Source organism: Vibrio japonicus (assembly GCF_024582835.1).
Taxonomy (GTDB): Bacteria; Pseudomonadota; Gammaproteobacteria; order Enterobacterales; family Vibrionaceae; genus Vibrio; species Vibrio japonicus.
Map to the genome: position 1 here is coordinate 215,252 of NZ_CP102096.1, position 19,569 is coordinate 234,820.

Consider the following 19,569-nt stretch of genomic DNA (forward strand, 5'->3'; position numbering starts at 1 on the left):
GAGAGCCCCGGAACCGAAGTTGGTTTTGGGGCTTTTTTCTATCTATCGCTTTTTCCTTTATCCCTTATTTTACTCTCCCCTAGGCTTTCACTTTGCCTTTACGCCAAGGCAAAATGACGTAATGCATCCAAAGGTGGAGCGCCAATAAGGAGTGAAACGCAATTCCTGCAAAGATAAGCGTAATAGACTCAATACTTTTAGGGTCACTTCTACAAAACCACCACCATACTACCCAGCAAAGGACGGAAAGTACGGTAAGTTGGTTCATACAACGTCGGCATCGCCCAATTTTTTCCCGAAACCAATGATGTTTCTCACAGTAATGACATGTCATGGTGATTAAATATTCTGTAACATACCCAGTCTTAGAACATCCTAACCCAACGTGAAAGTGAGAAAAATGATCGAACGTCAACAAACTAAACAGCGTATGAGCCGTATCGTAAAACATAACGGAGTGATCTACCTGTGTGGTCAAGTGTGTGCAGATGCGACACAGGGCATTACAGAGCAAACACAAACTATGCTGGATAAAGTGGAAGAGCTACTGCTAGAAGCGGGCAGTGACAAAGAGCACATGCTTTCTGCGACAATCTATCTAAAGGATATGCAGGACTTCCAAGAAATGAATGCGGTATGGGATGCGTGGGTTCCTGAAGGTCACGCACCTGCACGTGCATGTGTAACGGCTGACATGGCGCGTGACGCTTTGTTGGTTGAAATCTCAGTGATCGCTGCAGAGAAATAAAAAAAGAAACGAGCCAATTCGTTGGCTCGTTTTTATCTTTTTGTGTCTGAGGATTGGTTTAGCAACCTGGACCACAGTCTAAACAATGTTTGATCATCTCCGGCCCCAAATGAAGCTTCGCGTTCAAGTCTCTTAGTGCTGTTCGTACCCCTTCCTCAATGACGGGATGGTAGAAAGGCATGTCTAACATTTCAGATATGGTCATCTTGTTTTGGTGTGCCCAAGCTAGCAGGTGTGCAAGGTGCTCTGCGTTTGGCCCCATCATTTCTGCACCTAAGAAGCGACCTGTACCATGCTCACCATAAACATGAAGAATCCCTTTGTTTCTTAGCATCACTCTTGAACGCCCTTGGTTCTCGAACGATACTTCACCCGTTTCAAAACAGCCACACTCACCAAAACGCACTTGAAGTTGTTTGTAAGTTTCACCAACCATTGCAATCTGTGGGTCAGAGAAGACAGCCGAAATCGGTGAACGGCGCAGACCTGCTCGAATATCTGGGAAGCGGCCAGCATTGTCACCAGCAATTTTCCCCTGATCGGCAGCTTCATGCAGGAGCGGAATTTGGTTGCTTGCGTCACCGGCAATGAAGATATTTTCGACGGATGTTTGTAGTGTGTAGTGATCCGCTTTTGGCACACCGCGCTCATCTAATTCGATATCTGTATTTTCAATGGCTAACTTGTCTACATTCGGGCGTCGTCCAGTCGCGGCAAGCACGTAATCAACGATAAATGTCTCTAACTCTCCGCTGTGATTAATGAACTGGATCTCGACTTTGTCCGTGCCTTCGATGCGTTTCATACTTTCAACCTGTACGTCCGCATCTAGGTAAAACTCTTCCTGAAACGCTTTGTCAGCATACGCCATTACTTCAGGGTCAGTAAGTGGGCCGACTTGACCACCCAAGCCGAACAATTTCACGTGCACACCAAGGCGGTGCAGTGCTTGACCGAGTTCTAATCCAATAACACCAGGACCAAATACTGCGACAGATTCCGGTAAGTCATCCCAGTCAAATACATCGTCATTAATGACCAGGCGATCACCTAACTCATTCCATACTGCTGGGTAGGCAGGACGAGAACCAGTCGCGATGACGATACGCTTTGCTTTGATTTCTGTATGGTCATCAACGATAAGCGTGTTGTTATCAACAAACTTCGCGTAGCCTGAAATTTTGTCTTCAGCCGGGATCTCATCGACGCCTTCTAAAACAAACCCGACAAAACGATCACGTTCTCGTTTCACACGATCCATCACTTCTGGGCCACTAATCTTGATATCACCTTGTGGGTACACGCCAAAGCCCGGCGCTTTTTCGATTTGGTGAACACTTTCGGCAGCCGCAATAAGTAGCTTAGATGGCATACACCCAACTCGCGCACACGTTGTGCCGTATGGGCCACCTTCGATCATCACGACATTGGCCGCATGAGCTTTTGCTGCTCGATACGCGCCAAGTCCTGCTGTACCACCACCAATAACGGCTACATCAACGTTTAACTGTTTCATATTTGATTCTCGTTTTGTATTCCCAAGCCGCATCAAGAATTGCTTGGAGGAGTGAATGGGATATAAGAATTTTAGATGAGATCCGCCGACCCATTGCTGGGCCGGAAGACCGAGGGTGTTCTTAACCTAGGAAAACTTCTAGCTCTTCGCTGCCACCGATGTGCTTACCACCGATGAAGACTTGAGGTACAGTCGTGCGACCAGTAATAGCGCGTAAGCTGACCGTTGTTGCATCTTTACCCAGTACCACTTCTTCGTATTGCAGACCTTTGTCGATAAGGTTCTGCTTCGCCTTAGTACAGAACGGACAACCTGGCTTAGTGAATACAGTGATCGATTCTTGCGTTTTGTAATCTGGCGCGATGTAGTTCAGCATAGTGTCCGCATCTGACACTTTGAACGGGTCGCCCGGCTCATTTGGTTCAATGAACATTTTTGCTACTACGCCATCTTTAACCAGCATGCTGTAACGCCATGAGCGCTTGCCGAAACCCAACTCGTTTTTATCCACTAACATACCCATACCATCAGTAAATTCGCCGTTACCATCTGGAATGAAAGCAATGTTTTCTGCTTCTTGGTCTTGTTTCCATGCATTCATCACAAATGTGTCGTTGACCGAAACGCAGAGAATTTCATCCACACCGTGGTCCTTAAATACTGGGAACAGCTCATTGTAGCGAGGTAAATGGCTTGATGAACAAGTTGGCGTAAATGCGCCTGGAAGGCTAAATACGATAACAGTTTTGCCTTTGAACAGCTCATCCGTTGTTACGTTAACCCATTGGTCGCCTTGACGAGTTGGGAAAGTAACTTGAGGTACGTTTTGGCCTTCTTTTGATTCGAACATAAATGATTTCCTTTTAATTTTTAGATATTTCGTTTGAGTGCTAAGCGCTTTATGCTGCTCTCTTTCGTTTTGTTGAGCCTATTATTGAAAAAAAACTTTGATAGCTCTAATCGTTTGATGCTATGGTTTTGATAGTTAATTTCTATTTTTACCCTGAGTGGAAAGTGAAATGAATATTCGTGATTTTGAATATCTGGTTGCGTTGGCTGAGCATAAGCATTTTCGTAAAGCCGCTGAGGCATGCTTCGTTAGCCAACCGACATTAAGTGGTCAGATTCGTAAGTTGGAAGATGGGCTAGGTACTGCTTTATTAGAGCGAAGTAGTCGTCGCGTATTGTTTACTGACTCTGGTTTGCAGCTGGTGGATCAAGCGAAGCGCATTCTGAATGAAGTGAAGACGTTTAAGGATATGGCCAATGGTCAAAGCGGTGAGATGACGGGACCAATGCATATCGGCTTTATTCCGACCGTTGGTCCTTATCTTTTGCCTCGTATTGTTCCTGCTCTAAAAGAACAGTTTCCGGACTTGGCACTGTTTTTACATGAAGCGCAAACCCAGCAGCTTGTGAGTCAGCTCGAAGAAGGAAAGTTGGACTGCTTAGTCCTTGCTTCTGTTGCGGAAACCGCACCATTTAAAGAGATAGACGTGTACAACGAACCGATGAGTGTGGCGGTTCCGAGTGATCATGAATGGGCGAATTTGGCAGAAGTGGATATGCTTTCTCTGAAAGGGCGTACAGTACTGGCTCTTGGTGATGGTCATTGTTTACGCGACCAAGCGTTGGGTTTCTGTTTTGCGGCTGGAGCAAAAGATGATGAGCGCTTTAAAGCGACCAGTTTAGAGACTCTGAGAAATATGGTGGCGGCAGGAGCTGGCATTACGCTGTTGCCGGAGTTGTCGCTACCTAAAGAGAAGCAGAAAGATGGGGTGTGCTATATCAAAGCGATTAACCCAGTTCCTTCACGTCGAATTGTCTTGGCGTATCGCCCGGGTTCTCCGCTAAAAGCGCGATTTGAAAAGCTAGCGGATGCTATTCAATCTCAGTTGATGGCGTCTTAGTCTTCGGTGAAAAGAAAAATTAAGGGGGATGTTCTTACATCCCCCTTATTATTTTATATCTCAGGCTAGAATAGCTCTTCGCTACCATCTTCCGACATGTAAATACTGTCTGGCGTTTCGCGTGAGACGTACTCCGTTGGCTCTGTACCCTCTTTAAAGTACTCAACCATTGAGCTTCCATCTGTTTTTTTAGTCAGTAAGCCTGACTCTCTATCGATGCGAGCACGCACAATACCGGATGGAACCTGTTTGCGCTGTTCCTCTACGCCATCCAGAGCGGAGCTCATAAAGTCAATCCAGCTTGGTTGTGCCGTTTTAGCTCCTGCCTCGCCACCAGTAATTTGTTGTTTGCCCAAATTACTGTTGTATGTGCTTCGTCCTAGAGTACGGTTATGAGCGTCAAAGCCAACCCAAGAAATAGCGACAACGCCAGGGCCATAACCTGCGTACCAAGCGTCTCGGGTGTCATTGGTCGTTCCTGTTTTACCACCAATATCATGGCGTTTAAGCTTACGAGCGCGCCAGCCTGTACCGTTCCAGCCTGAGCCTGAACGCCAGTCACCGCCACCCCATACGTTGCTGTACATCATTTCGCGAACTAAGAAGGCAGTCTGTGCTGAGATCACTTGAGGCGCATAGGGAGACTCTGTCGTATTCACATCGACATCTACTTCTTGGAACTCATTCTCATCCAAATCGATCGGGGCAGGGCAATTCGTCTTACAGATCGTTTTTGGGTTTGCTTCAAATTCAACATCGCCATACGGACTTTCTACTCTGCTGATATAGAAAGGCTCGACATAGTAGCCACCATTGGCAAATACAGAGTAACCCTGAGCCACTTTCATTGGCGTCAAGCTTCCTGCGCCCAGTGCAATTGTGTCTGAATGAGGCAGGTCATCTAGGTTAAAGCCAAATCGCGTTAAATATTGACGTGTTTCTTGAAGGCCCACTTCACGTAGTACACGAACGGCCATGACGTTTTTCGATTGAGCTAGACCAACACGTAAGCGCGTAGGGCCAACATAAGTAGGTGGTGAGTTCTTAGGACGCCATGCCTTACCTTGGCTTTCATCCCAATGGTGGATTGGCGCATCGTTAATCAGACTTGCCAGAGTCAAACCGCTATCTATTCCCGCTGCATAGATAAAAGGCTTAATGCTTGAACCGACCTGGCGAACAGATTGAGTTGCACGGTTAAATTTGTTGTGTTCAAAGTTAAAACCACCGACAAGAGAAACTACCGCACCGTTCTCTGGGTTCATAGCGATGAATGCAGTGTTGGCACTAGGGATTTGGCTTAAATACCATTTTTCTGCTTCCTCATCGTTGGCTTTCTTCAGGCGTACCCAAACCAGTTCGCCCACAGCAAGAACGTCACTGGCTTTTTTCGGAGCAGAGCCTTGGCGCTCATCTGAAATAAACTTTCTCGCCCATTTAATCGCGTCCCAATCAAGCGATTGGCTACCTTGTCGCTTCACCCACACAGTGGCATCTTTTTGATTAACTTGCGTCACGACGGCAGGAATTAATCCACCATAGCTAGGCGTATCATCTAGAGCTTTTTCAATTTTCTCTTGGTCAAATGGAGTATCACCGGCTTTCCAAAGTACTTTTTCTGCCCCTCGGTAACCATGACGCTCATCGTAGCCAAGCAGGTTGTTGATCGCGCTGCGGTTCGCGGCTTCCTGAAGTTTTGAATCGACCGTGGTGTAGATGTTCATTCCTGAGGTATAGGCATCTTCACCGTAGCGAGAGACCATCCATGCACGCGCAAGTTCGGCAACGTAAGGTGCACTCACTTCAATTTCAGCGCCGTGATAGCGAGAGATAATTTCCTCTTCTTTCGCTTGGTTATACTCGTCTTTCGTAATGTACTTCTCGTCCAACATACGCTTCAAAACGACGTTACGGCGTTCGGTGGCACGCTTAAGAGAGTAGATAGGGTTTAGCGTAGAAGGCGCTTTTGGCATACCCGCTAAGGTGGCAATTTCACTCAGGGTTAATTCTTGAAGTTCTTTGCCAAAGTAAACTCTAGCAGCCGCACCAAAACCATAAGAACGATAGCCAAGAAAAATCTTGTTGACGTACAGCTCCATGATCTCTTGTTTCGTCAACAGTTGTTCAATGTGGATCGCAATAAAAATCTCTTTGATTTTACGCATAATCTTTTTCTCATTAGATAAGAAAAAGTTACGAGCAAGCTGCTGAGTGATGGTACTTGCGCCTTGTTTGGCTGATCCAGACATGGCAACCACAATAGCAGCACGAGTAATACCAATAGGGTCAATGCCCGGGTGATCGTAGAAGCGGCTATCCTCAGTGGCGATAAGAGCTTCGATCAGGTGTTGAGGAATCTCATCATACGTCACCGGAATGCGACGCTTTTCACCAAACTGAGAGATCAGTTTTCCATCCTGACTGAACACCTGCATCGGCGTTTGTAACTCTACTTCTTTTAAAGTCGCTACATCTGGTAGGTCTGGTTTTACATGCAAATAGAAGCCGAAAATTGTACCGACTCCAAGAATCATGCAAACCAATGTAAAAATGAACAATCGCTTTATGAACTTCACCGGAGAATCCCTGATTGATTAGGTTTACTTTATGCAAACCCTTGTACTTTAAGCTAAAAACTTAGCTCTCTTGGTTAATGTGCGGATAACACTTCGATTTACGCGCATAGAGCTAGGCAACACTAAGGAACAAAGCGGTATGGGTAAATCTCAAGTCATAGGCGTTGATATTGGTCACCACAGTATTAAAGCTGTCGCTCTCAAACTATCAAAGGGCACATTTAATCTTGTTGGTTACCAAGAGATCAGAATTGAATCAGACATTATCTCTGACAACCATGTGTTAAATTATCAGAAAATTGTAAAGAAACTCAAAGAACTAAGAAAGTCTTTGCCGCTATTTAGTCAAAAAGTTGCATTAGCGATTCCCGACAATGCGGTAATAAGCAAAGTATTACAAATAGATAGCGGACTAGAAGGTCAGGAACGGGAGTTCGCCATCGCTCAAGCATTTTCACACCAATCTCCTTTTCCGGTAGAAGAATTGAGTCTCGATTTCGTTGAGCTAGGTAAATCTGGCATGAATCAGTCTATGGAAGGGTATCAGGTTTATGCAACCAAACTCGATGTTGTTGAGAGTCGAGTACAAGCCGTTAGTAAAGCGGGGTTTAAACCAGTATTGCTCGATGTACAGGCACACAGTTTAGTTCATGTTTGGCAGCTCGCTTCTATCTTGTATGACCGACCTGACTGGTTACTGCTGGATGTTGGCTCAACCCAGTCGTCCGTCTGTATGGACTTTCAAAATAAAGCGCCTTTTTGTAAAGAGATAGCGTTAGGCACTCATCTTATTGATTCTTCATCGGAAATGGAGAGCAGAGTGCATGGCGATACTGAACGCTTTATTCACGCTTTAATTGAAAAGCTTCAAAGAAACATTCAATTACTTTCATCGGTGAATGGTGCTGATGTTAAAGGCATTTGGCTGTCCGGAGGGGGAGCATCAACCCCAATGTTAGCGGAAGAGATCAGTCGTCGTTTAAATCTCCAATGTGAATTATTGAATCCACTTACTCTTTTTGGAACCCTCAAATTAAAGAAAAGCGCCAACCTCTCTTCGAGTCATGCTTTTACGACGGCGACAGGGCTAGCATTACGAGGATTAGATTGGATGGAGCGTTCCCATGTTGCATAGCGTCAATTTACTCCCTTGGCGCGAAGAGTTAAGAGAGCGCCACAAACGACGATTCCTATCTATGTTGATACTCGGTGTGCTCATCGCGGTATTGATCCAATGGGCGATAGGCCTATATCTGCAAGAACAAAAACACACTCAGCAAGATCGCTTGGAATATCTCAACTCGTATATTAAGCAGCAAGATATGGAAATTGCTGCTCTAAAAAAAGTGGAGCAAGAACATAAAGCGCTACTCACTCGCTTGAGCGTGGTAGAGAAGTTACAAGAAAAGCGTAACAAGGCGGCCGACATCATGAATGTCATACCGACTCTGATACCTGAAGGTGTGTATGTCGACAAGATCAAAATGAACGGCCTGCATATTCAAATTTCTGGTATCAGCGACACGACCTCTCGCCTTGCAACGATGCTGGACAATCTTGAAAGCTCTCCTGTCATCCGTAACGTTGAAATGCACTCAATTGTGCATGATAAACCGAGATTCGGTAAAAAATTCCAGACTTTTAAGGTTTCCTTTTCTTTTGCACCAGATGCGGCAGCAGTGAATGAGGAGCAGCAGCGTGGCTAAATATAGTGAACTCGATATTGAAGAAATGGCTGAATGGCCCATTCTTCCCCAGCTTGGGCTGATTTTGCTCATCGGCTTGCTTCTTCAGGGAGTGGGCTATTGGTTTTATTTAAAACCGAAAGTCGAAAACCTCGATACTTTGGTTCAAAAAGAGCAGGAATTAAAAACGACGGTGATGATTAAAGCGAATAAAGTCGCGACATTGCCGAAGCTAAAAGCGCAGTTAGATGAGCTTTCAGAGCGCTATGACTATTTGTCGCGACAGCTCCCTGTTCAAAAAGAGCTGGCAAGTATGCTGGCGTCGGTGAATGAAGTGGGTTTGAAGAACTCTTTGACCTTTACCCGTATCGATTGGGGTGAAAGACAGAATCAAGAATTTCTCTATCGACTGCCTCTGAACATCGAACTCACAGGTGATTACCACAACATAGGTGATTTCACTCAAGCGATTGCCGAACTGCCGAGAATCATCAATTTTGATGATATTGATTGGCAGAGAGTCAGCCAAGAAAGTAGCACTCTCCATTTCCGTGTGCGCGCTTATACCTATCAATTTAAGCCGGAGGTCGAAGATGAAAAGTAAGAGCCTTATGGCGCTTTCCATCGCCCTCCTTCTTGTAGGGTGTAAAGCCAATCAAGAACCATTAGACGAGTACGTTGCTCAAGTTGAGCGTAAAGCCCGTAAGGATGTCGTTGACCTCAAGCCTGTCATTGATTTTCAGACCGCTCGATATACCGCGCATAAAGAGCGTGAGCCGTTTGTGCTGCCTCAAGCCGCCTTGGTGCTGAATCAACCGATTGCAAAGCAAGATTGTTGGCAACCAGCGAAGCGAAGAAAGAGCGATAAGTTAGAGCGGTATCCTTTGAGCAAGTTGCGTTTGACGGGCGTGATGAGTGGGAACGGAACGATCTCTGCCTTGGTACAAACCCCAACAGGAAATGTGGTCAAGGTTAATGCTGGTCATTATATCGGTTTGAATAATGGAAAAGTCACCCGCGTGACGGACAAGTATTTGCAAATTAATGAAACCCTTCCAGATGGATTAGGTTGTTGGAACAAACGTAACGTCAAGTTAGCACTTAAATAGATTAGATGTCGTAGATTGAGATGAAATCATGGAACAAGGAATGAAACAATTAGCTAGATTTACCTCCCTGGGAATGTGTCTGGCTATAGGTATGTTATTTACGACCGCCGCTGCGGCGCAGGAAGACGTAAGTAACAAATTGGAAAATATAGACTTTAGAGTTGATGGGGAGCAAAACGCACAAATTGTTGTTCAGTTAGCCAATCCAAGAGTGGCCGTGGATGTGCAAAAAGCTCAAGAAGGGTTGAGTATTGAGTTACTTAATACCGATGTAGCAGATGAAAAAGTCTATCTCCTCGATGTAAAAGACTTCTCTACAAATGTGGAATCAATCGAAGTCTTTCGAAAGGAACCAAGTACGCTTTTGGTTGCCGCTATCGAAGGTGAATATAACTATGACTACACATTAAACGGCAACTATCTCGAAGTTATCGTTAAAAAAGTCTCTAAAGATGAGGCGCCAAAGCAGAAAAGTATTCTAGAAGGGGAAGGGAAAAAAATCTCGATCAACTTCCAAGACATCCCTGTGCGTAATGTGTTGCAATTAATCGCTGATTACAACGATTTTAACTTAGTGGTTTCAGACTCTGTCTCGGGCAATTTAACCTTACGACTGGATGGCGTACCTTGGCAGCAAGTACTCGACATTATCCTTAAAGTGAAAGGTTTGGATAAGCGTGTTGATGGCAATGTTGTACTCGTTGCCCCAAAAGCGGAACTTGATCTCAGAGAAAAGCAATCACTTGAACAAGCACGCATGGAAGAAGAGTTAGGGGACCTCTACTCGGAAATCATTAAAGTGAATTTTGCTAAAGCGTCTGAAATTGCGGAACTGATCGGAGGCGATGGCACAGTGAGTATGTTGTCCGAGCGTGGTTCATTGAGCGTGGATGAACGTACTAACGCTTTGTTAATCCGTGATTTGAGGGAAAACATTGATGTTATTCGTGACATCATTGAGACGCTGGATGTGGCCGTAAAACAGGTTCAAATTGAAGCGCGAATCGTCACGGTCAGTGAAGGTAACTTAGATGAGCTTGGTGTTCGCTGGGGTTTTACCTCGACCAACGGTAACAATACAGTCGGTGGTTCGATTGAAAGCAATTTATTCCAAGCTGGATTATACGAAGGTAGCGGTGATGGCTTGCCAATCGATGAATTCCTCAATGTGAATTTAGCTGCTGCTTCTTCAAATGCGTCATCGATTGCCTTTCAGGTTGCTAAACTAGGTTCAGACTTACTGCTGGATTTAGAGTTATCTGCACTTCAGCGTGAATCGAAAGCGGAAGTGATTTCTAGCCCACGTTTGATTACGACGAACAAGAAACCGGCTTATATTGAGCAGGGTACAGAAATTCCTTATCTGGAATCTTCTTCAAGTGGTGCGACAACGATCGCCTTTAAGAAAGCCGTCCTTAGTTTAAAAGTGACACCGCAAATCACGCCAGATAACCGTTTAGTGCTTGATTTAAGTGTGACGCAAGACAGACCGGGCGAAGTGGTGAAAACAGGTCATGGTGAAGCGGTAGCGATCAAAACTCAGCGTATCGGTACGCAAGTTCTGGTGAACAATGGTGAAACTGTCGTCTTGGGAGGTATATTCCAACACAATGTGACCGACACCGTTGATAAGGTGCCTTTGTTGGGTGATATCCCTCTTTTAGGGGCATTATTCCGTCGAAGTTATCAACAAATGGGTAAGAGTGAACTGCTAATTTTTGTTACGCCAAAGGTAGTGATTCAGTAGGAAACCATACCCAGAAAAAAATAAATTTGCATTAGTGGCACCATATCTAGATAATTTCGGGTCTTATCACGAATTATCTGTGAGGAATAGGTGCCACAAGCATTTCTAACCACCAGTGACATACTGGCTGTTCTTGTGGCGATGTCATTGAATTAACGTTGTAAATTACTGCTAAACATGGCTGAGAAACGTAATATTTTTCTTGTTGGCCCAATGGGTGCCGGCAAAAGCACAATAGGTAGACATCTAGCTCAACAGCTTCATATGGAGTTTGTCGATTCTGATACTGTGATCGAAGAGCGCACAGGCGCAGATATCGCTTGGGTATTTGATGTTGAAGGTGAAGAAGGTTTCCGCATTCGCGAAGAGAAGGTGATTAACGATCTGACCGAAGAGCAGGGGATCGTACTAGCGACAGGCGGCGGCTCAATTAAGAGCAAAGAGAACCGTAATCGTTTATCTGCTCGTGGCATAGTTGTGTACCTTGAAACAACTATCGAGAAGCAACTTGCGCGTACTAACCGCGACAAGAAGCGTCCTCTGCTACAGACTGACGACCCACGCGAAGTTTTGGAAACTCTAGCGGGTGAACGTAATCCACTTTACGAAGAAATAGCGGATTACACAGTACGTACAGACGATCAAAGTGCAAAAGTGGTAGCCAACCAGATTGTAAAAATGCTAGAAGAACGTTAATACGTAATTTTTAGCAACTGGAGAAGTACCATGGAACGGATTACGGTCAGCTTAGGTGAACGTAGCTATCCCATTTCAATTGGTGCCGGATTATTTAATGATCCGGCCCACCTTTCATTTCTTAACCGCTCTAATTCATCAGCAAAACAGAAAGTTGTCGTGATCAGTAATGTCACTGTCGCCCCACTTTATGCTGAGAAAATTATCTCGCTACTCGAACAACAGGGTTGTGAAGCATCACTGCTTGAACTGCCTGACGGTGAGCAATACAAGTCTCTCGATACCTTCAACACAGTCATGAGCTTCTTGTTGGAAGGCAACTATGCCCGAGACGTCGTGATTGTTGCGCTTGGTGGCGGTGTTATTGGTGATTTAGTTGGCTTTTCTGCTGCTTGTTACCAGCGTGGCGTCGACTTTATCCAAATTCCAACCACACTTCTGTCCCAAGTCGACTCATCAGTAGGCGGCAAAACCGCAGTCAATCATAAATTGGGTAAAAACATGATTGGCGCATTCTACCAGCCGAAATCTGTGATTATTGATACCGAGTGCTTGGCAACGCTACCTGATCGTGAGTTTGCAGCAGGTATTGCCGAGGTGATTAAGTACGGCATTATCTACGATCAGGCGTTCTTTGTTTGGCTCGAAGAGAATCTAGAGAAGCTTTATCAACTTGATGAGCAAGCGCTAACATTTGCGATTGCTCGATGCTGCCAGATTAAGGCTGACGTTGTCGCTCAAGACGAAAAAGAATCAGGTATTCGTGCTTTACTCAACTTAGGCCATACATTTGGTCACGCGATCGAGGCGGAGTTGGGTTACGGAAATTGGCTTCATGGAGAAGCTGTCGCGGCTGGCACTGTCATGGCTGCAAAAACAGCACAGCTGCAAGGTTTGATTTCTGACGATCAGCTTGAACGCATCATTACCATTCTAAAAAGAGCGCATCTGCCTGTTCATACACCAGCAGAAATGACCTTTGCTGACTTTATGAAACACATGATGCGAGACAAAAAGGTGTTGGCAGGAGAGCTTAGATTAGTGCTGCCTACCGGCATAGGTAGTGCTGAAGTAGTGAAGGGCACTCCAGAATCGGTTATTGAACAAGCCATTGATTTTGGCCGCGATCTATAATTTCCAAGTCTAGCGCTACCAGCTTAACAGTGAGAGCCTACTGCGCCTCTGGCCGTTAAGCTGGTAAATCTAAATTCTTTTAAGGATGATGAAATGAGCATGGATCGTGATTCACATGTGTTGGAGTTGGATTCTCAGTTAGAACTGTTGGAACGTTTGCAGCTTCTGACTAATTTTGGTTCCAATTTAGTGACGGTGTCAGGCGGTAAAGGCGCGGGCAAAACGTGGCTTGTTCAGCGCTATCTTGAAGTTTGGGCTACGGATAAAAACCAAGCTCTGTTAATGAACTTCTCTGCGCTGGATGAGGCTCAGCGTCGTTTCACGATACTCTCACAACTCGTTTCAGAACCCCTTTTTAACCCTGCCGATAGTTTAGCTGAATCCTTTTCCCACTTAATGGGGGGGGAGAGCTGCGACATCGTTATTGCGATAGATGACGCGCACCTGCTCTCTGAGTCTTTTGTTTCAGAGCTTTGGATGTTGGTGTTAGAAGCACAGCATTCCCAGTTGTGGACGGTTAATGTTTTACTGTTTGCCGAGTCTGGCGCTAATGAAAGGCTGGACGCGGTGTTAGCTCGTTTGAGTTACGGACAAGAGCAGAAGCCAATCAGTCTTGACATAGAGCCACTGAGTGAGCAGGAAGCGGATCGTTTCTTTGAGCGCTTAGTGATCCGATATGTCGATGATGATCTAGAAAAGCGAGTTCGCCATGCTTATCGGACGGTTGGACGTCGTCCGGGAGACATTATGGCCTTGGGGGATTACAAAGTGGAAAAACAAATTATTATCCGATCGATCGTCGGGTCTCCTGTCAACATAGCTTTGGTTGTCCTGATCCTGTTGCTCATCATTGGTGGTGGTTATGCATGGTTAATACTGCAGCCCTCTCCAGACGATAAAGCCAACAGAATCACACAATCCACTGAGCAGACAGTGATTCCAACTTTGCCGCAAACAGAAAGCCAGACGGCAACGTTTGAAGCGGAAGATGACTCAGCATCGCTGCCACCTTCGGTCACTGATGAAGTCACCAGCGTTGGCGACTCCGCTAACCAACAACAGCGTGTGGTGATCAACTCAGAAGTGGTGGATGCGCTTCTAGAGGGAAGAGAAGACGAGGTGGATACCAGTGCGATAAACCAGGTTGTTGAGGCGTCGGCTCAAGAGCAAGCTCCAGATTCAGAAGCTTCCGATGTTCAAGCTAAAGAAACTCAACCCGAAGAAGCCATGCCTGAGTCTAAAGAAGCGAAACCTGAAGTCACGCAAGCCGAAGAGATTGAGACTTCAAATGAGCTAAATCCAGAAATCGAGGTTTCATTTACTGAGGAAGCGTTAAAGAACTTTTCGCCAAGCAGTTACACGCTGCAATTGGCGGCGGTCACGAGTGTGGACGATGTGAGAGATTTTCTCCAAGCCCATAGCCTTACCGAGAAAGTCTATATTTATCCGACAATTCGAAATGATGTTGAATGGTTCATTGTGACCTTTGATAATTTTACGACGATTCAAGGGGCTCGAGATGCCGTGGGAACACTTTCTAAAGAGTTACAAAGTCTTGAGCCTTGGGCTAAATCCTTACGCCAGGTACAGAGTGAACTTGAGCGCGGAAAATAGTCTGAGATTCGTAGCAAAATATGTTACATTCCGCAGCCTTGATTTTGGTTGATAGATAGAGCAGTAGATGAAGAAGCAGCGAGCCTTCCTTAAATGGGCGGGGGGGAAATACGGACTTGTCGAAGATATCCAGCGTTATTTGCCGCAAGGGCGCAAGCTGGTAGAACCGTTCGTAGGTGCTGGTTCGGTATTTCTCAACACGGATTACGATCAGTACTTATTGGCTGATATTAATCCTGATCTCATCAATCTCTATAATCTCCTTAAAGAGAACCCAGAAGAGTACATCTCAGAGGCCAAACGCTGGTTTACCCCTGAGAACAACCGAAAAGAAGCCTATTTGCATTTCCGAGCTGAATTTAATGCGACCGATGACGTCATGTTTCGTTCATTAGCGTTTTTGTACATGAACCGATTTGGTTTCAATGGTCTATGTCGCTATAACAAGAAAGGTGGCTTTAACGTACCATTCGGCTCTTATAAAAAACCGTATTTCCCAGAAGCTGAACTAGAATTTTTTGCAGAAAAAGCCAAGAAAGCTACTTTTGTCTGTGAAGGATACCCAGAGACGTTTTCACGTGCGCGTAAAGGCAGCGTTGTTTATTGCGATCCTCCTTATGCACCACTGTCTACGACCGCTAATTTTACTTCTTATGCTGGAAACGGGTTTACGCTTGATGACCAAGCCGCACTGGCAGACATTGCAGAAAAAGCGGCAACAGAGCGCGGTATTCCAGTTCTCATATCTAACCACGATACGACCTTAACGCGTCGCCTGTACCACGGTGCAGACTTAAATGTCGTGAAGGTAAAACGCACGATCAGTCGCAATGGTGCGGGGCGTAATAAGGTTGATGAACTGTTAGCTTTGTTTAAGCCTGCAAACAACGGATAGTCACATTTCTCTTTCTCAACCTACCATCTGACTCTCAGCTTAGGTAGAATTGCGCTCAACTCTTATTCAGTGCAATGATGCCAATTAATTTTAGAGGTCAGGTATGAAAGATTTCCTTATCGCTCCATCCATTCTGTCTGCAGACTTTGCTCGCCTTGGTGAAGACGTGGAAAAGGTGCTCGCAGCAGGCGCGGATGTGGTTCACTTCGATGTTATGGATAACCATTACGTACCGAACCTCACTTTTGGTGCACCTATCTGTAAAGCGCTGCGTGACTACGGTATCACTGCACCGATTGATGTGCACCTAATGGTAAAACCTGTCGACAACATTGTTCCTGACTTCGCTAAGGCTGGGGCTTCAATGATTACGTTCCATATTGAAGCGTCTGAGCACGTTGACCGCACTTTGCAGCTAATAAAAGAACACGGTTGTAAAGCGGGTGTTGTGCTTAACCCAGCGACGCCGCTCAGCCACCTTGAATACATTATGGACAAAGTAGACATGATTCTACTAATGTCAGTAAACCCAGGCTTTGGCGGGCAGTCTTTTATTCCAAATACATTGGACAAGTTACGCGCTGTACGTAAGATGATTGATGAATCTGGTCGCGACATCCGTTTGGAGATTGATGGTGGCGTTAAGGTAGACAACATCAGAGAGATCGCGGAAGCGGGTGCAGATATGTTTGTTGCAGGCTCTGCCATCTTCAATCAGCCAGATTACAAAGCGGTCATTGACCAAATGCGTGCGCAACTAGCTGAGGTAAATTAATTGATTTCTAATAACATTAAACTGATTGCATTCGACCTCGACGGCACGCTTCTAGACAGTGTGCCTGATTTAGCTATCGCTGCTGACCAAGCCGTACAGGCGCTGGGTTATCCTAGTGTCTCTGAGGCGAAAGTACGTGATTACGTAGGTAATGGTGCTGACGTGTTAATTGGTCGCTCATTGAGTCAGAGCATGACAGTCAGCGAAGATCTTGATGGTGATTTGCTGGTTAAGGCTCGAGAGCTGTTTGATGACTTCTACGATAAAAGTGGTCACAAGCTTAGCCATTTATACCCAGCGGTGAAAGAAACACTGGAAGAGTTACACAAAGCGGGTTTTACACTGGCGCTAGTGACGAACAAACCTTCAAAGTTTGTGCCTGAAATTCTAGAAAAACACGGCATTAGTCAGTTCTTTGTCGATGTATTGGGCGGCGATGCGTTTCCTGAGAAGAAGCCGAATCCAGTCGCACTGAATTGGTTGATGGAAAAGCATAATTGTCAGCCACAAGAGATGCTGATGGTGGGTGACTCAAAAAATGATATCTTAGCGGCAAAAAATGCGGGATGTTATTCGTTTGGTTTAACTTATGGTTACAACCATGGCGAACCGATTGCCGCGTCTCAACCTGAGTTTGTCGCCGACACCATCGCAGATTTGATCGATGTAGTGGCAGTTTCCGCTTAGTTGAACTAAAAGAGCTTCCAAAATACTCGTTAATGAGTACACTGAGTAAACCGTGTGACTAGAACTCACACGGTTTTTTTTCATTTATTTAGATAAGAAGTCAAAGGAATTATTCCCATGAGCAAACCCATTGTATTGAGTGGTGTTCAACCGTCAGGTGAACTAAGTATCGGTAACTACTTGGGTGCTCTACGTCAATGGCATCAGATGCAAGATGATTACGATTGCCAGTACTGTGTTGTGGATCTTCATGCGATTACGGTTCGTCAGGACCCTAAAGCACTCCATGAAGCAACACTGGATGCACTTGCTATTTGTCTTGCCGTTGGTGTTGATCCGCAAAAGAGCACGCTATTTGTTCAGTCACACGTACCAGAGCATGCTCAACTTGGTTGGCTTCTTAACTGTTATACCCAAATGGGTGAACTGAGCCGCATGACTCAGTTTAAAGACAAATCAGCGCGTTACGCGAATGACGTCAATGCGGGTCTGTTTGGTTACCCAGTGCTAATGGCGGCTGATATTCTGTTGTACCAAGCAAACCAAGTGCCAGTTGGTAATGACCAGAAGCAACACTTAGAGCTTGCACGCGATATCGCGACTCGCTTTAACAACATCTACTCGCCAGAAAATCCGATCTTTACGATTCCAGAACCTTACATCCCAACGGTGAATGCTCGCGTAATGAGCCTTCAGGATGCAACGAAGAAGATGTCGAAATCAGATGATAACCGTAAGAACGTGATTACTCTGTTGGAAGACCCGAAATCGATCATCAAGAAGATCAACAAAGCTCAGACGGATACGGAAACACCACCGAGTATCCGTCATGATATCGAGAACAAAGCGGGTATTGCGAACCTAATGGGTTTGTACTCTGCTGCATCAGGAATGAGTTTTGAAGAGATTGAGGCGAAGTACAAGGGCGTTGAAATGTACGGCCCGTTCAAGAAAGATGTGGGTGAAGCGGTTGTGGCGATGCTTGAGCCAATTCAATCTGAATTCCACCGTATCCGTGAAGATCGCGCTTACATGAATGAAGTCATGAAGCAAGGTGCAGAGAAGGCGTCTGCTCGCGCAGCGATTACGCTTGAGAAAGTGTATAAAGCGGTGGGTTTTGTGGGGCGTCCATAAACAAAACGTGAATGCATTCTTAAAAATCCCGGCTGTCATCGCCGGGATTTTTGTTTATGGGACTCGTTTATTGAGCGCCTTCGAAGCCCATCTGACGCCAAGCTTCAAATGCGATGATAGCGACCGCATTGGAAAGGTTGAGGCTACGAGCATCTGGCATCATTGGAATACGGATACGCTGCTCCATAGGCATGCTTTCAATCAAGTCAGCAGGTAATCCACGGCTTTCAGGGCCAAACAACAATACATCGCCTTTCTGGAAATTGGCATCCACATGATGACCTGTGGTTTTCGTGGTGCACGCGAAAATTCGGTAACCGTCCTTACGCTCGCTTTCTAAATACTCAATGAATGCTTGGTAGTCTTTGTGACGGGTTACGCGAGCAAGATCATGGTAGTCCAAACCTGCGCGGCGGACTTTCTTCTCTTCTAAATCAAACCCTAACGGCTCAATCAAATGTAGGTTGGCGCCACAGTTTGCACACAGGCGGATAATGTTACCGGTGTTGGGTGCGATTTCTGGCTCGTATAGGGCGATATCGAACATAGTGTCAGTGTCTTATCTACTAATGGATGTAAGACGAGAAGTATAAGGCGGCTTTTATAGGCCGCCAAGTCTGACGCTGTTAGATTTTGTTCCTGAGTAAATTGGCCTATGCATTTTGTGCTAAGGCGACGGCGTAGTTTTCACTAACGGCCTCCCAATTCACCACATTCCACCAAGCATCAATGTATTCGGGGCGACGATTTTGGTAGCTGATATAGTAAGCATGTTCCCAGACATCGAGTGCGAGAATCGGTTCACCTTTAACTTCAGCGATATCCATGAGAGGGTTATCTTGGTTGCTGGTGGACGTAATTGCGAGCTCTCCATCTTTTACGATTAACCATACGAACCCCGAACCAAATGTGTTAACTGCGGCATCGGAAAACATCTGCTTAAATTTATCCATGCTACCGAAAGTGTCAGTGATAGCATCGGCTAAGTCTCCATCGGGTGCGCCACCACCGTATTGCGACATGCAGTTCCAATAGAGAATGTGATTGTAGTAGCCCCCGCCGTTATTTCTTACCGCAGGAGAATGCTTAGAAATCTGATCAAAAATCTCACTGAGAGACGCGTTCTCAAGCTCTGTGCCTTTAATCGCGGTAATGAATTTATCGTAGTAGGTACGATGATGCTTGCTGTAGTGCACTTCCATGGTTTTCGCATCAATATAAGGTTCAAGTGCATCAAAAGCGTAAGGTAGGTCTGGGAATGTATGAGACATAGTAAGTTAATCCTCCATAATTGAAGGACTAACTCTACATGTTAATGATACTTATTATCAACTGTGTTTTTG

Annotated in this window: 20 protein-coding genes; 14 read left to right on the top strand and 6 right to left on the bottom strand. The window is 45.5% G+C overall.

Annotated elements, in window-relative coordinates:
- Positions 1–79: 79 nt before the first annotated feature.
- Positions 80–334 carry a DUF3624 domain-containing protein gene (locus tag NP165_RS01035; protein WP_257084522.1) on the bottom strand — a complete coding sequence of 85 codons (255 nt, stop codon included), beginning with the start codon at positions 332–334 and terminating at the stop codon, positions 80–82.
- A gap of 66 nt (positions 335–400) precedes the next feature.
- Here NP165_RS01035 and NP165_RS01040 point away from each other — a divergent pair, with 66 nt between their 5' ends.
- Complete coding sequence (locus NP165_RS01040) at positions 401–748, top strand: RidA family protein (RefSeq protein WP_257084523.1); 348 nt, start codon at positions 401–403, stop codon at positions 746–748.
- Between the two features lie 58 nt (positions 749–806).
- Here the strand turns inward: NP165_RS01040 and NP165_RS01045 are convergent, their stop codons facing one another.
- Positions 807–2,264, bottom strand: coding sequence for a dihydrolipoyl dehydrogenase (locus NP165_RS01045; protein WP_257084524.1), 1,458 nt, complete (start codon positions 2,262–2,264; stop codon positions 807–809).
- A gap of 121 nt (positions 2,265–2,385) precedes the next feature.
- Entirely contained in the window at positions 2,386–3,114 is a 729-nt protein-coding gene (locus tag NP165_RS01050; protein ID WP_257084525.1) for a glutathione peroxidase, read from the bottom strand.
- Between the two features lie 169 nt (positions 3,115–3,283).
- Between NP165_RS01050 and oxyR the strand changes: the two genes are divergently transcribed.
- Positions 3,284–4,174 (top strand): DNA-binding transcriptional regulator OxyR, encoded by an 891-nt coding sequence (gene oxyR, locus NP165_RS01055; RefSeq protein WP_257084526.1) that lies wholly within the window; start codon positions 3,284–3,286, stop codon positions 4,172–4,174.
- Between the two features lie 65 nt (positions 4,175–4,239).
- Here oxyR and NP165_RS01060 read toward each other — a convergent pair whose 3' ends face one another.
- Positions 4,240–6,750, bottom strand: a complete 2,511-nt coding sequence (locus NP165_RS01060; protein WP_257084527.1) for a penicillin-binding protein 1A — start codon at positions 6,748–6,750, stop codon at positions 4,240–4,242.
- Between the two features lie 139 nt (positions 6,751–6,889).
- Between NP165_RS01060 and pilM the strand changes: the two genes are divergently transcribed.
- From pilM to trpS, 12 genes are all read left to right on the top strand, one after another.
- On the top strand, positions 6,890–7,885 hold the full coding sequence (gene pilM / locus NP165_RS01065) for a type IV pilus assembly protein PilM (RefSeq protein WP_257084528.1): 996 nt from the start codon (positions 6,890–6,892) through the stop codon (positions 7,883–7,885).
- The gene (locus tag NP165_RS01070) at positions 7,875–8,456 is read left to right on the top strand and encodes a PilN domain-containing protein (RefSeq protein WP_257084529.1); all 582 of its coding nucleotides are present in this window, start codon (positions 7,875–7,877) and stop codon (positions 8,454–8,456) included. The genes pilM and NP165_RS01070 overlap by 11 nt, the downstream gene beginning before the upstream one ends.
- Positions 8,449–9,039, top strand: a complete 591-nt coding sequence (locus NP165_RS01075; protein ID WP_257084530.1) for a type IV pilus inner membrane component PilO — start codon at positions 8,449–8,451, stop codon at positions 9,037–9,039. Before NP165_RS01070 ends, NP165_RS01075 begins: the two co-directional genes overlap by 8 nt.
- The gene (locus NP165_RS01080) at positions 9,029–9,544 is read left to right on the top strand and encodes a pilus assembly protein PilP (RefSeq protein ID WP_257084531.1); all 516 of its coding nucleotides are present in this window, start codon (positions 9,029–9,031) and stop codon (positions 9,542–9,544) included. The genes NP165_RS01075 and NP165_RS01080 overlap by 11 nt, the downstream gene beginning before the upstream one ends.
- Before the next feature lie 91 nt (positions 9,545–9,635).
- Positions 9,636–11,291 (top strand): type IV pilus secretin PilQ, encoded by a 1,656-nt coding sequence (locus tag NP165_RS01085; RefSeq protein WP_371133701.1) that lies wholly within the window; start codon positions 9,636–9,638, stop codon positions 11,289–11,291.
- A gap of 177 nt (positions 11,292–11,468) precedes the next feature.
- The gene (gene aroK, locus NP165_RS01090; protein ID WP_257084533.1) at positions 11,469–11,987 is read left to right on the top strand and encodes a shikimate kinase AroK; all 519 of its coding nucleotides are present in this window, start codon (positions 11,469–11,471) and stop codon (positions 11,985–11,987) included.
- Positions 11,988–12,017: 30 nt separating this feature from the next.
- Complete coding sequence (aroB, locus tag NP165_RS01095) at positions 12,018–13,121, top strand: 3-dehydroquinate synthase (RefSeq protein ID WP_257084534.1); 1,104 nt, start codon at positions 12,018–12,020, stop codon at positions 13,119–13,121.
- 93 nt (positions 13,122–13,214) lie between these two features.
- On the top strand, positions 13,215–14,735 hold the full coding sequence (locus tag NP165_RS01100) for an SPOR domain-containing protein (protein WP_257084535.1): 1,521 nt from the start codon (positions 13,215–13,217) through the stop codon (positions 14,733–14,735).
- Positions 14,736–14,802: 67 nt separating this feature from the next.
- Positions 14,803–15,630: a Dam family site-specific DNA-(adenine-N6)-methyltransferase gene (locus NP165_RS01105; protein WP_257084536.1), complete on the top strand. Its 828-nt coding sequence runs from the start codon at positions 14,803–14,805 to the stop codon at positions 15,628–15,630.
- Between the two features lie 103 nt (positions 15,631–15,733).
- Positions 15,734–16,405 carry a ribulose-phosphate 3-epimerase gene (gene rpe, locus NP165_RS01110; protein ID WP_257084537.1) on the top strand — a complete coding sequence of 224 codons (672 nt, stop codon included), beginning with the start codon at positions 15,734–15,736 and terminating at the stop codon, positions 16,403–16,405.
- Entirely contained in the window at positions 16,406–17,092 is a 687-nt protein-coding gene (locus NP165_RS01115) for a phosphoglycolate phosphatase (RefSeq protein WP_257084538.1), read from the top strand.
- A gap of 117 nt (positions 17,093–17,209) precedes the next feature.
- A complete protein-coding gene (gene trpS / locus NP165_RS01120; RefSeq protein WP_257084539.1) occupies positions 17,210–18,226 on the top strand; it encodes a tryptophan--tRNA ligase in 1,017 nt (338 codons plus the stop codon).
- Between the two features lie 67 nt (positions 18,227–18,293).
- Here the strand turns inward: trpS and trmL are convergent, their stop codons facing one another.
- Both trmL and NP165_RS01130 read right to left on the bottom strand, forming a co-directional pair.
- Complete coding sequence (gene trmL / locus NP165_RS01125) at positions 18,294–18,773, bottom strand: tRNA (uridine(34)/cytosine(34)/5-carboxymethylaminomethyluridine(34)-2'-O)-methyltransferase TrmL (protein ID WP_257084540.1); 480 nt, start codon at positions 18,771–18,773, stop codon at positions 18,294–18,296.
- Between the two features lie 106 nt (positions 18,774–18,879).
- Entirely contained in the window at positions 18,880–19,497 is a 618-nt protein-coding gene (locus NP165_RS01130; RefSeq protein ID WP_257084541.1) for a superoxide dismutase, read from the bottom strand.
- Positions 19,498–19,569: the final 72 nt, after the last annotated feature.

Bases quoted from the DNA above. Each gene is read 5' to 3' on its own strand.
- NP165_RS01035 (WP_257084522.1), bottom strand. From the start codon at position 334: ATGACATGTCATTACTGTGAGAAACATCATTGGTTTCGGGAAAAAATT.
- NP165_RS01100 (WP_257084535.1), top strand. From the start codon at position 13,215: ATGAGCATGGATCGTGATTCACATGTGTTGGAGTTGGATTCTCAGTTA.
- NP165_RS01105 (WP_257084536.1), top strand. From the start codon at position 14,803: ATGAAGAAGCAGCGAGCCTTCCTTAAATGGGCGGGGGGGAAATACGGA.
- NP165_RS01040 (WP_257084523.1), top strand. From the start codon at position 401: ATGATCGAACGTCAACAAACTAAACAGCGTATGAGCCGTATCGTAAAA.
- rpe (WP_257084537.1), top strand. From the start codon at position 15,734: ATGAAAGATTTCCTTATCGCTCCATCCATTCTGTCTGCAGACTTTGCT.
- NP165_RS01130 (WP_257084541.1), bottom strand. From the start codon at position 19,497: ATGTCTCATACATTCCCAGACCTACCTTACGCTTTTGATGCACTTGAA.
- NP165_RS01070 (WP_257084529.1), top strand. From the start codon at position 7,875: ATGTTGCATAGCGTCAATTTACTCCCTTGGCGCGAAGAGTTAAGAGAG.
- NP165_RS01080 (WP_257084531.1), top strand. From the start codon at position 9,029: ATGAAAAGTAAGAGCCTTATGGCGCTTTCCATCGCCCTCCTTCTTGTA.
- NP165_RS01050 (WP_257084525.1), bottom strand. From the start codon at position 3,114: ATGTTCGAATCAAAAGAAGGCCAAAACGTACCTCAAGTTACTTTCCCA.
- NP165_RS01085 (WP_371133701.1), top strand. From the start codon at position 9,636: ATGTTATTTACGACCGCCGCTGCGGCGCAGGAAGACGTAAGTAACAAA.
- trpS (WP_257084539.1), top strand. From the start codon at position 17,210: ATGAGCAAACCCATTGTATTGAGTGGTGTTCAACCGTCAGGTGAACTA.
- NP165_RS01045 (WP_257084524.1), bottom strand. From the start codon at position 2,264: ATGAAACAGTTAAACGTTGATGTAGCCGTTATTGGTGGTGGTACAGCA.
- aroB (WP_257084534.1), top strand. From the start codon at position 12,018: ATGGAACGGATTACGGTCAGCTTAGGTGAACGTAGCTATCCCATTTCA.
- trmL (WP_257084540.1), bottom strand. From the start codon at position 18,773: ATGTTCGATATCGCCCTATACGAGCCAGAAATCGCACCCAACACCGGT.
- oxyR (WP_257084526.1), top strand. From the start codon at position 3,284: ATGAATATTCGTGATTTTGAATATCTGGTTGCGTTGGCTGAGCATAAG.
- aroK (WP_257084533.1), top strand. From the start codon at position 11,469: ATGGCTGAGAAACGTAATATTTTTCTTGTTGGCCCAATGGGTGCCGGC.
- pilM (WP_257084528.1), top strand. From the start codon at position 6,890: ATGGGTAAATCTCAAGTCATAGGCGTTGATATTGGTCACCACAGTATT.